This window comes from Mesorhizobium sp. BR1-1-3 (assembly GCF_020165455.1).
In the GTDB taxonomy this organism is placed as follows: Bacteria; Pseudomonadota; Alphaproteobacteria; order Rhizobiales; family Rhizobiaceae; genus Mesorhizobium; species Mesorhizobium ciceri.
Genome location: NZ_JAIUIC010000018.1, coordinates 126,384 through 138,313, shown reverse-complemented (window position 1 = coordinate 138,313; position 11,930 = coordinate 126,384). Strand labels below are relative to the sequence as shown.

6 protein-coding genes and 1 pseudogene are annotated in these 11,930 nt (G+C 61.8%); all 7 read left to right on the top strand.

The genetic code is table 11. The annotated features are described in order from the left end of the window. On the top strand, window positions 1-2,841 hold a 2,841-nt coding region (locus tag LB559_RS30155; protein ID WP_224675673.1), incomplete at its 5' end, for a VCBS domain-containing protein. 63 nt (window positions 2,842-2,904) lie between these two features. Further along, entirely contained in the window at window positions 2,905-4,599 is a 1,695-nt protein-coding gene (locus LB559_RS30150) for a type I secretion system permease/ATPase (protein ID WP_013533172.1), read from the top strand. A 19-nt stretch (window positions 4,600-4,618) separates the two neighbouring features. Further along, window positions 4,619-5,956 carry an HlyD family type I secretion periplasmic adaptor subunit gene (locus LB559_RS30145; RefSeq protein WP_063171488.1) on the top strand — a complete coding sequence of 446 codons (1,338 nt, stop codon included), beginning with the start codon at window positions 4,619-4,621 and terminating at the stop codon, window positions 5,954-5,956. Between the two features lie 197 nt (window positions 5,957-6,153). Next, window positions 6,154-6,402 (top strand): annotated as a pseudogene (locus LB559_RS30140) (IS481 family transposase); the annotation flags it as partial. Between the two features lie 295 nt (window positions 6,403-6,697). Then, window positions 6,698-7,678: a helix-turn-helix domain-containing protein gene (locus tag LB559_RS30135; RefSeq protein WP_013533169.1), complete on the top strand. Its 981-nt coding sequence runs from the start codon at window positions 6,698-6,700 to the stop codon at window positions 7,676-7,678. 102 nt (window positions 7,679-7,780) lie between these two features. Next, entirely contained in the window at window positions 7,781-9,808 is a 2,028-nt protein-coding gene (locus LB559_RS30130; RefSeq protein ID WP_224675672.1) for a hydantoinase/oxoprolinase family protein, read from the top strand. A 3-nt stretch (window positions 9,809-9,811) separates the two neighbouring features. Then, window positions 9,812-11,779 carry a hydantoinase B/oxoprolinase family protein gene (locus tag LB559_RS30125; protein ID WP_127366645.1) on the top strand — a complete coding sequence of 656 codons (1,968 nt, stop codon included), beginning with the start codon at window positions 9,812-9,814 and terminating at the stop codon, window positions 11,777-11,779. Window positions 11,780-11,930: the final 151 nt, after the last annotated feature.

The following is an 11,930-nucleotide window of genomic DNA, read 5'->3' as shown; positions in this document are numbered from 1 at the left end:
AAGTTCACCGTCACCGTCGACGACGGCCATGGCGGAACGGTCGAGCAGCTGGTCACCGTCACCATCCACGGCACCAACGACGCGGCCGTGATCGGCACGCCGACGGTGGCCGACGTCACCGAGGACACGCCCAACAGCGCAGCCGTGACGCTCAGCGCGTCGGGCACGATCTCGATCAGCGACGTCGACGCCGGCGAGGCTCACTTCCAGACCACCGTCGCCGGCGCGGCCGGCAACCTGGGCGGCCTGGTGCTTGCGGCCAACGGCAGCTACACCTACTCGGTCGCCAATGCCGACGTTCAGTTCCTGGGCGCCGGCATCACCCATGTCGACACCTTCACGGTGACGGCGGCCGACGGCACCCCCAAGGACGTCAGCTTCACCATCCACGGCACCAACGACGCGGCCGTCATAGATCTGAACAGCGGAACGTTAGGAACCTCCACAAGCGTTAGCTACACAGCCGGTTCCGCTGCCACCGCAATCGCACCTTCGGGTACAGTGACGGATATCGACTCGGCCAATTTCAACGGTGGGTCACTCACTATTGGCTTCACCGCGAATGGCACGTCGGCCGACCAGCTTACCATCCAGAACCAGGGCACCGGCGCCGGTCAGACCGGCGTCAGCGGCAGCAACGTCACCTATGGTGGCGTTGTCATCGGAACATTCACAGGTGGCACGAACGGGACGAGCCTGGTCATCAACTTCAATTCCAACAGCGCCACGCCGGCGGTGGCGCAGGCCGTTGCTGACCACATCCTCTATTCGAACGCGACCAGTGCGACCACGACCAAGACGGTTACCTACACATTGATTGACGGCGATGGCACCGCCAATGGAGGCACGGACACAAGCAGCGCCATCGCGACGATCAATGTCACAGGTGGAGGCCAACCCCCGGTCGTAGACCTGAATGGAGCTACCACCGGCAACGATGCCATCGCAAGCTATCCGCATGCAACCTCGCCGCTACTAATCACGTCGTCGGCAACAATCACCGACGCCGATTCCGCAAACCTGACTTCACTAACGATCACCCTGACCAATCCGCAAGACAACAGTTCGGGAGGTTCGGGCATTAGGGAGATACTCTCCCTTAGTGCAGCGGCAACTTCTGCCGCCACAGCAGCGGGGCTGGCGGTAACATTTACGTCAAGCGTTGCGAACAACACCGATCCGGTAACTCTGACAATAACGGGGATCGCGTCGGTCAGTACATATCAAACCATTCTTCGAGGGCTTCAGTATTCCGATACGAAGCCTGGCTCCCACATTTCTAGTCCGGCCCGAAACATAGACATCGTCGCCAGCGACGGCACCAACACTAGCGTCGTGCATCATGTCACGATTAGCGTGGCTGCACCCGCCGGCACCTCCGGCGAGCCCATCAATCTCGCCCTGGCCGATCCCTCGCATGAAGGTGCGCTCATCACCGTCACGGTGAAGGACGTACCTTCGGGCTGGACCATCGACGGCGCGACGCATAACGCCGATGGAAGCTGGACGACACAGACCAACGACCTGCACGGGCTGACCGTCACCACACCGGTCAGTTTCACCGGGGCAGCCGTGCTCGACGTCCAGATGACCTGGATCAACGCCGACGGCACCTCGGGCAGCGCGTCGATCGCCGACAATGTCGAGGCCTACGCGCCGGGTTCGCCGATCTTTGCCTGGTCGGGCGACGACGTGCTGACCGGGTCCAGCGGCAACGATCTCTTCGTCTTCTCGCAGCCGATCGGTGCCGACACGGTGCACAATTTCGACGCCGCGGCCGACCAGATCGACCTTATCGGCTACAACGGACTGGCGGACTTTGCCGACCTGCAGACCCATATCGCCGACGATGCCCACGGCAACGCGGTGATCACGCTGGGCGATGGGCAGTCGATCACGCTGGATGGCGTGCACTCGGGCGCGCTGACGGCAGGCAATTTCGTCTTCGACCAGACGCCGGTGGTCAACAATGCCGGCACCATGACGGTCGGCGACGGCGCCTTGCTGCCGCTGAGCGGCATGATCAACAATAGCGGCCTCATCTCGCTGGACTCGACCGGCGGTGAAACGCTGCTGCAAATCATCCAGCATGGCGTGACCCTGCAGGGCGGCGGGCAGATACTGTTGTCCGACAGCGCCGCCAACGTGATCTCCGGCACGGGGCCGGACGTCACTCTGGTCAATGTCGACAACACGATATCGGGCGCCGGCCAGTTGGGCGGCGGGATGCTGAGCCTCGACAACCAGGGCACCATTATCGCCTCCGGCGCGAATGCGCTGGTCATCGATACGGGGGGCAGCGTCGTCACCAACTCCGGAACATTGGAGGCGACCGGTTCAGGTGGACTGACGATCACCGGCGGGCTGGCGAATTCCGGCATGCTGTTGGCCAATGGCGGCGACATCGTCATCCATGGCCAGGTCACTGGCGACGGCGATGCCACGATCGGCAACCTGTCGAAGCTTGAGTTCGGCAGCGCCTCGTCGACGGATGTCACCTTCGCGCACGATGCGGCCGGCACGCTGCAGCTCGACGATTCCTTCGATTTCAGCGGGCGGATCGGCGGCATCACCAATGACGACAGGCTGGAGCTAGAGGACATCCTGTTCGGCGCGGGAACGACGGCCGTCTACCAGGCAAACCAGGATGGCAGCGGCGGAACGCTGACCGTTTCGGACGGCACCCACGGTACCGCGCTGCATCTGGTCGGCAGCTACGATGCGAACGGCTTCAAGCTTGCCGATGACGGCCAAGGCCATACCGCCGTTTCGTACAATCCGGCGGAATTCACGCTGACGGGCGTTGGCAATGGAGCAATTTCAAGCGACTTCGTGGTGTGAACCAAAAGGCCGCCGCCAGCGGCGGCCCACCTGGCCTGATGCGTATCGAGTGGGGTTCTGGACGTGGATAGCAAATCTCGAATTGTGAAGGATGCGCTTCGGGCCTGCCGCCGCTATTTCCTGGTAGCGGCGGCGTTCAGCCTGGCCATCAATCTGCTCTATCTCGCGTCCCCACTCTACATGCTGCAGATCTATGACAGGGTCGTCACCAGCGGCAGCGAAACCACGCTGGTGATGCTGACCCTGGTGTTGCTGGCGGCCTTTCTTTCGCTGGCCGGCCTCGACCTGGTGCGCGCCTCCATCCTGACGCGTGCCAGTGCGCGGCTCGACCGGCTGCTGTCGGCAAAAGTCCTGGCCGCGTCGGTCGAGACCCCATCGCCCGGCTCGTCGCCGAGCCAGCCCATCCGAGACTTCGACACGTTCAGGCAGGTCATCACCGGCAGCGGCATCCACGCTTTGTTCGACCTGCCATGGTCGCCCATCTACATCGGCATCATCTTCCTGCTGCACCCCTGGCTCGGCTTCTTCGCGCTGGGCTGCTCGCTGCTTCTGGTCGCCATGGCGGTGCTAAACGAATATATCGTGCGTTCGCCGCTGAAGCAGGCCAACGACCTGGCAACGACCAACTATAATTTCACCGAGATGAGCCTCAGAAACGCCGAAGTCGTTCGCGCCATGGGGATGATCGACGGCCTCATCCGCCGCTGGGGACGCGACCGCAATTTGGCGCTGCGGCGCCAGGCGGAGGCAAGCGATCGCGCCGCACTGATGTCGGGTCTGATCCGTTTCCTGCGGCTCACCATGCAGTCGCTGATCCTCGGCCTCGGCGCCTATCTGGTGATCGAACGGCAGATCACCGGCGGCACCATGTTCGCCGCGAGCCTCTTGCTGGGCCGGGGGCTACAGCCGGTCGAGCAGATCGTCGGCCTTTGGCGCAGCCTGATCCTGGGGCGGGCGGCGTTGGCAAGGGTCGAGAAGCTGGTCGACGGGGGCGCGCAGAGCGAAAGATCGTTCAACCTGCCCAAGCCCACCGGCAAGATTTCGGTTGAGCAGGTCAGCTTTGCAATTGCAAGCCAGCAGAAAGTGCTTCTGCGGGACGTATCGTTCCGGCTGGAAGCAGGCGAGACGCTGGGAATCGTCGGCCCTTCCGGCGCCGGCAAGTCGACGCTGGCGCGTCATCTCGCGGGCGTCATGCAACCCAGCCGCGGTACCGTCAGGCTGGACGGCGCCGACCTGTCGCAATGGGGACACGACGCGCTCGGCGACCACATCGGCTACCTGCCGCAGGATATCGAACTCTTCTCCGATACGGTCGCCGCCAACATCGGGCGATTCAAGACCAATGTCGACCAGGAGGTCATCGAGGCCGCGCGGCTCGCCGGCGTGCATGAGATGATCATCCGCCTGCCGCAGGGCTATGAGACCCAGATCGGCGAAGGTGGCGCAGTGCTGTCAGGAGGATATCGGCAACGGATCGCCCTTGCCCGTGCGGTGTTCGGAACGCCGAACCTGATCATTCTCGACGAGCCCAGCTCCAATCTCGACGCCGATGGCGACCGCGCGCTGAGCGACTGCGCGATCGAACTCAAGCGCCGCGGCAGTACGGTGATCATCGTCTCTCACCGGCCCTCGACCCTGGCGAATGTCGACAAGATCCTCCTGTTGCGCGATGGCGCCGTCGAGGCCTTTGGCATGAGAAACGAGATCGTGGCGCTCCTAAACCAGCGCGCGGCTCCAATGGCGGTGGCAACGCAATGAACCGTGTTTGGAGAGAGCGATGAGCGACGGCGCGCTTACCTACCGGAGCCTGCCTGGCGACGCCGGTATTCTGGCCCCGGATTCGATCCGGGTGCCGGCCTATATCGGTCTGCTGATCATCGTTGCTTTCTTTGGCATCTTTGGCGGCTGGGCGGCCTTTGCCCCGCTGAACGGCGCCGTGCTTGCCGACGCCATCGTCAAGGTGGATGGGAATCGCAAAAGCGTACAGCACTTCGACGGCGGTACGGTGAAGGAGATCCGCGTCAAGGATGGCGACGTCGTCAGGAAGGGCGACATCATGCTGAAGCTGGACGACACCAGGATTCGGTCCGAGTTCAATCTTTATGCCCAGCAATATGCGCTGTTGCGCGCAACCGATGCCAGGATCCGAGCCGAACTGGACGGCAGCGAGGTTGTTGCCTTTCCCAAGGACATTCTCAAAGAGCACGAAGACTACCTTAGGGATGCAATGGCAAACCAGATCGCCGATCTGGAAAGCCAACGCGCCTCGATGGCCGGCGCCAGGCAGATCCTCGAGCGGCGCATTGCCGAACTCGAGGAGCAGATCCAGGGCAAGCAGTCTCGGGTCGAATCTTACCATGCCCAGTTGCAATCGACGATCAACGAGAAGGCCAGCCTGTCGAAGCTGCTCAAGGCCGGATTGACGACCCGCCCACGCATCCTGGAGCTGGAAAGATCCGCCTCGGATCTGCAGGGCCTGATCGATGAGAACCTCGGCGCGATCGGCGGCAGCCAACAGAGCAAAGCCGAACTCGAAAGCCAGATCGCACAATTGACAAATGAGCGCCGAGCCAAGCTGTCGGCCATGCTGATCGATACGCAATCGAGCCTTTCCGACCTCGTGCCCAAGATGTTTGCCGCCCAGGCTGCCATGGACCGAGCCGAGGTGCGCGCGCCGTATGACGGCCAGGTGATGGATCTCAGCGTCTTCTCGATAGGCGCGATCGTTTCGCCGGGCCAGACCATCCTCGATATCGTGCCGACCGAAAATTCGCTGATCGTCCAGGCCCAGATTCGCGTCGAGGACATATCGAACCTGCGACCCGATATGGCTGCCGAAGTTCGTTTTACATCCTACAAGCAGCGCTCAATACCCATAATTCATGGCCGCGTCACCCGCATTTCGGCGGATCGCATTACCGACAGCAAGACCGGGTTTCCCTACTATCTTGCCGACGTAGCGGTCGATCCGGTGGAATTGGCAGCAGCCCCACAGATTGCGCTTTATCCGGGCATGCCAGCGTCAGTCATGATCGTCACCGAGGAACGCACCGCGCTCGACTACATTCTGGGCCCGCTGGTTGTGTCGTTCCACTCCGCCTTTCGCCAGAAATGACGGATTAGCCAAGCGACTTCGCTTTTGAGGTGATTCTGACGCAGAGCAGTCGGAGACAAGCCGACAACCAGTCGCTCATGGTCTGCATGTTCCCTGCCGACAGCCCCTCTGTTTCTTTGGTGCTGGATCTGATGATCCTAGATGTTTGATCCCGGGCTTTATGGAGCATCCTTGTCTCCCGAATGAAAGGATGCGCTATGGGCCAAGTTCTGCATGGGAGCGCCAAAACGACAGAGGCGGTCCGTCGAGCGATACAGCATAGTCAAGAGAGCCTGAGGGGGCTGGCCAAGCGCTACGGGATCAACCGGAAGACGGTTGCGAAGTGGAAGAGGCGAGCTTCGGTCGCCGATCTATCGACTGGTCCGAAGGAACCGAGATCGACGGTGCTCTCGATTGAGGACGAGGCGGACATTGTCGCTTTCCGCCGCTACACGCTGCTGCCACTCTTCCGTACGCACGGAACTGCAGGACATCATTTCCGCCCACATCTGGAAGCCGACAACTTTTCCTGAATGAGTGTGCGAAAAGAATGCATGGTTCCAAGTCGGCTGGCGGTTTGCGCGCCAAGGCTGGTTTGATCAGCTGCACACTGATCGTGACGACAACTGCAACCGTCGCGAGCTCCGGTCCTGGGCCAACCGACCACATAAGTTTATTCGTTTTTGACCAATACGCGCCGGTGAATTCCTGTAATCTTCGGAACAACACCGGGACAACCGGGTCAACCAGAAAGGTCGGGGAATGAAATACGTCGTCGATACGATCGGCGGTCCCGCAGGCGGTGATGCCTGGCAAGCCGCTGTTACCGAAGCCTATTTTCCGCTCGACACCGAGTATCGGAACCGTCGCGAATTTTCAGGCACGCTGGAAACCTTCTCGCTTGGGCTCGTCAGCGTGTCTAAAATGCGCTGCGATGCCGTAAGCTATCGTCGCCACCGCCGCCACTTCCTCAACGAGCGTGACGCCAGCCTGCTCATCACGATCCCGGAGATGTCGGAGGTGAATTTCTCGCAAGGGTCGAGAACCGTCAATTGCAGGCCGGGGGGCTTTCTCGTCGAGCGGGGAGATGCGCCTTACGAATTCTGGCACGGCAAGCCAAACGCGCTGTGGGTCCTCAAGGTACCATCATCGAGCGTTCGGGCACGGATCGGATCCGCCGAACGGCTCAGTGCGCTCAGTTTCGACGCGACCCAAGGCATCGCCGCGCTCTTCCTCGACACGGTGCGAACCACGATCGGCCATCTCGATGAGATCACTGAAGTCGCTCGTGAGATGATGGGCAGGCACATCCTGGAAATGCTGTGCCTGTCGATCGTGAGCGACGATCGCGTGCTGGACAGCAGCATCTCGTCGATCCGGGCCGGCCATTTGCATCGTGCCGAGCAGTATATTCGCGACAACCTGAAGAATTCCGACCTCGGCCCGCAGGCGGTGGCTGATGCCTGCGGCATCTCCCTGCGTTACCTGCAGGTCCTTTTTCAGGACAGCAACCAGTCGATCAACGGCTTCATCCGCGACGCCCGGCTTGAACTTTGCGCCGAGGAGCTGATGTCGGTGACCAACATCAGCAGCGTAGCCGAGATTGCTTACCGCTGGGGCTTCGCCGACCAGTCCCAGTTCTGCAAGCACTACCGGACGCGGTTCGGCTGCGCACCGACGGATACCCGTCGCGAAGCAGCGAACCGGGCGGGCGGCTCTTCGGCCTCGCGAGAGCGCCACTAGTCCCGACGAAATCCGGGCCAATTCCACCATTCATGCAACGTCTCCCCGGCAAGGGGCGACGAAGGCGGGGCTTTGCCCGCAAGACCTTGCGAAGGAACTGTCATGAGCCGAATCAGAGTTGCCGTCGATGTCGGAGGGACTTTCACCGACATCTGCATCATGGACGAAGACAGCGGAGCGATCCGCATCGAAAAAACCGCCTCCACGCCTGACGATCCCATGCAGGCCATCATGAATGGCGTGGAGCAGGGGCGCATCGATCTTTCGGAGGTAACGATGTTCTCTCATGGTACGACGGTCGCCACCAATGCGCTGATCACCCGCCGTCTGCCGCGCACCGCAATGGTCTGCAGCGAGGGTTTTCGTGACGTTGTAGAGATCCGTCGCGCCAACAAGGAAGATCTCTGGGACACCTACAAAGATGTCGCCAAGCCCTATATCCCGCGCCGCGACCGGCTGACCGTCCGGGAACGGGTCAGTGCCGAGGGCACGATCCTGGAAGCGTTGGACGAAGAGGCCGCGCGCCGTGTCGCGGAGATTCTCAAGAAACGGCAGGTCAAGTCCATCGCCGTCTGCTTCATGAACTCCTATGTCAACGGCGCCAACGAGCGCCGCATGCGTGAGATCCTGAAGGAGGCAATGCCGGATCTGCCGGTCTCGATCTCCTCGGAGGTGATGCCGGAAATCTTCGAGCACGAACGTTTTTCCACCACCATGGCGAACGCCGTCTGCGCCCCGGTCGTCGTCGACTACGTGTCGCGTCTCGGAGAAAAGCTTGCCGACGCCGGATACAAGCGAGATCTCCTGTTGCTGCACAGCGGTGGCGGGGTCATGACGCCCGCGAGCGTCAAGGATTTCTCAGCCCGGCTCGCGGGATCCGGCATCGCCGCCGGAGCGATCGCAAGCCGCTTCATCGGAAATCTCTGTGGCTACCCGAACTCGATCGGCTTCGACATGGGCGGCACCAGCACCGACGTCTCGCTGGCCTGGAACGGGGAGTCGCGCATCACAAAGGACTGGTACATCGAATTCGGATATCCGATCCGCTTCCCCTCCATCGAGGTATTGACCATCGGTGCGGGCGGCGGGTCGTTGGCATGGCAGGACGAGGGCGGCAGCTTGCGCAACGGGCCGCAGTCCGCTGGCGCCTTTCCAGGTCCGGCCTGCTACAAGAATGGCAACCTCATTGCCACCAACACCGATGCCAATGTGGTGCTCGGCCGTCTCGGCACCAGCCTTGCGGGCGGCAAGATCACGCTCGACCCCGCTCTGGCCGCCGAGGCGGTTCAGGAGACGGTGGCGGAACCCTTCGGCATGGAACTCCACCAGGCGGCCGAGGCGATCATCGCCGTCGCCAACGCCAATATGGGCAATGCCGTCCGGCTTCTCTCCATCAGCCGAGGCTACGACCCGCGCGACTTTGCGCTGGTCGCATTCGGCGGTGCTGGCGCTTTGCACGGAGCGGCCGTGGCCAAGGAGCTTTCGATTCCAACCGTGATCGTACCGCCCAATCCCGGCGTCACCTCCGCGCTCGGTTGCCTTCTCGTCGACGTGCAGCACGATTTCTCCGAAAGCTTCATGGCCGATGCTTCGACTGTCTCGTCCGCCGAGATGCAGGCAGCCTTCGTTCTGATGGAAAAACAGGCGGTTGAGCGTCTGGGCCATGAGGGCGTGGCGCAGGAAGACATGGCGCTGCAGCGCACGGTCGAGATGATGTACCAGGGCCAATGGCGCTCGCTCGCGGTGTCAGCCCCGGCGCGGATCGAGAGCATCTGCCCGCTGATCGAGGCATTCCACAACGAACACGAACGCGAGTTCAACTACCGCCGCGAAGAGGCGCCGGTGTCGATCTTCCGCATCGCGGTCAAGGCGATCGGCATCGTCCCGAAAGCCGAGATACCGCGACACGAAGTCTTGCCTCATGTGCCCGAGCCGCTCGGCCGCCGCGGCGTCTGGTTCGACGGCGTATCTCATGACGCGGCTGTCTATGAACGCGATCAACTCAGCGCCGGCGCTGCCTTTGCGGGACCCGCCATCGTCGAACAGTTCGATTCCACCACCGTGGTTCCGCCGGGAATGAGCGCGACCGTCGACGGCTTCCTGAACATTCTCATCGTGACGAAAGGCTGAGACATGACAAAGCTGATTGAAACGAGCCCTGGCCTCGATCCGGTAACGTTCGAGGTGCTGAAGAACTCCTTCATCACCACCGTCGACCAGATGGCCGAACAGATGCTTCGCACCTGCTATTCCTTCGTCATCTACAACCGAGACTTTTCGAATGCCCTGCACGACGCCGATGGCAACTCCGTCGCCCAGGGCAACTACGACATCGCGGTCCATGTCGGCACATTGCACAACACGTGTAAGGAAGTGATCCGGGTCTTCGAAGGCGATATGGCACCCGGCGATGTCTACGCAATCAACGATCCTTATGCCGGCGGTACGCATTTCAGCGACGTTCGGCTCGTCCGGCCGATCTTCGATGAAGACAAACTGATCGGCTTCTCCCAGTCGAACGGACACTGGTCGGATCTCGGCGGCTCGGTGCCGGGCTCCTTCGACGTCACCGCCCGCGACATGTTCCGCGAAGGGCTGCGGATAACGCCGCTGCGCCTTTTCCAGCGCGGCCGCTTCTGCTCCGATGTTGCCAACATGATCGCGGCCAACACGCGCGATCCCGCATCGATCATTGGCGACATCCATTCCCAGGCGCAAGCGACGCAGGCGGCCGAGCGCGAACTGCTGCGGCTGGTCAAGAAGTACGGGCGCGGCCAGGTCATGCGCGGTATGGAGGAGGTTCAGGACTACGTCGAACGTGCCGTGCGAAAGCGTCTGGCGGAGCTGCCCGACGGCACCTGGGAGACGGTCGACTACATCGACCGGGATCTCGGTGCCGGCGAGGGCATGATCCCGATCCGCATCAAGATGACGATCAAGGGCGACACGATCCACTACGATTTTACGGGAAGCCACTCGACCATTGCCTCGATGTATAATTCCGCACCGGGCGCGACCTTCTCGGCCGTGGTCGCCGGCATGAAAACCTTCTTTCCGGACCTCCCGCTCAACAGCGGGTTTTACCGGATGATCGAGGTGACCGCGCCGAAGAACAGCATCGTCAGCGCGGAATGGCCGGTGGCGGTGACCGGGTTCCTGATGCCGTTTGAAAAAATCATGAACGCGATCTTCGAGATGTGGTCGAAGATCATGCCCGAACGCGCTATCGCCTGCGCCTTCAACCTCGAATATCTGCTGGCCGGGGGACGGGATGCGCGCAAACCCGAAAAGCCGATCTTCATGTTCTACGAATGGCTGCCTGGCGGCTGGGGCGGGCGCAACGGCAAGGATGGTGCCGATGTCACCACCGCCTGCTTCGGAACCGGGCTGATGTCGCAGCCGAACGAAGGCAACGAGCGGGTCAATCCCACTCGGACGCTCGAGTTCCAGATCAAGCAGGATTCAGCCGGGCCCGGCAAGTGGCGGGGCGGCGTCGGCGTGCAGAAGACCTCATTGCTGCTTGAGGCTGAAAATGCCGTCATGTCCTATATTTGCGACCGCGAGCGTGCTGTCGTCTGGGGTGTCGAAGGAGGCCTGCCGTCGATGCCCCACGGCTTGACCATGAAGCGCGCCGGAGAAGAGACCGAAATCTGGCTCGGCTCCGTATTCTCCGACTACTCCGTCCACACAGGCGACCAGTTCGCTCGTCCGACGGCCGGCGGCGGTGGTTTCGGCGATCCACTGCAGCGCGAGCCCCGCAAGGTGATGGAGGACGTGATCGACGACTACGTTTCCCTGGAGCGTGCCAGGACTGACTACGGTGTGGTGATCCGCGAAATCGACCGCGACCTGTGCCAGTACGAAATCGACGAGACGGCGACCGAAGCCTGCCGTACCGACATCCGGGCGAAACGGAAGGGCTGGGCACGCATGGATCCCGAGGAGGTCGCGCGCAAATACCGCTCCGGCGAGATCGATACGCTCGATGCGGTTCGGCACTATGCCGTGATCCTCGACTGGGAGACCGGCGAACTACTTCCCAAAACCACCGCCCAGTTCCGGGAGAGTTTTGAGAAACGGACCGTCACCCACTGGGTCTGAGCGCCAGCGAGCGCGCCGCAATCTTGCGGGCGCTCGCGGGATGCCAGAGTTATCTGTTTTTTCGATACCATATTCAAAGAATTACTATTTCACAGGAACCTAAAGCTGGAGCAACAATGTCGCAGCGCCGCGAAGGTTGGCTGCTCCGAGG

Bases quoted from the DNA above. Each gene is read 5' to 3' on its own strand.
- LB559_RS30130 (WP_224675672.1), top strand. From the start codon at position 7,781: ATGAGCCGAATCAGAGTTGCCGTCGATGTCGGAGGGACTTTCACCGAC.
- LB559_RS30135 (WP_013533169.1), top strand. From the start codon at position 6,698: ATGAAATACGTCGTCGATACGATCGGCGGTCCCGCAGGCGGTGATGCC.
- LB559_RS30125 (WP_127366645.1), top strand. From the start codon at position 9,812: ATGACAAAGCTGATTGAAACGAGCCCTGGCCTCGATCCGGTAACGTTC.
- LB559_RS30145 (WP_063171488.1), top strand. From the start codon at position 4,619: ATGAGCGACGGCGCGCTTACCTACCGGAGCCTGCCTGGCGACGCCGGT.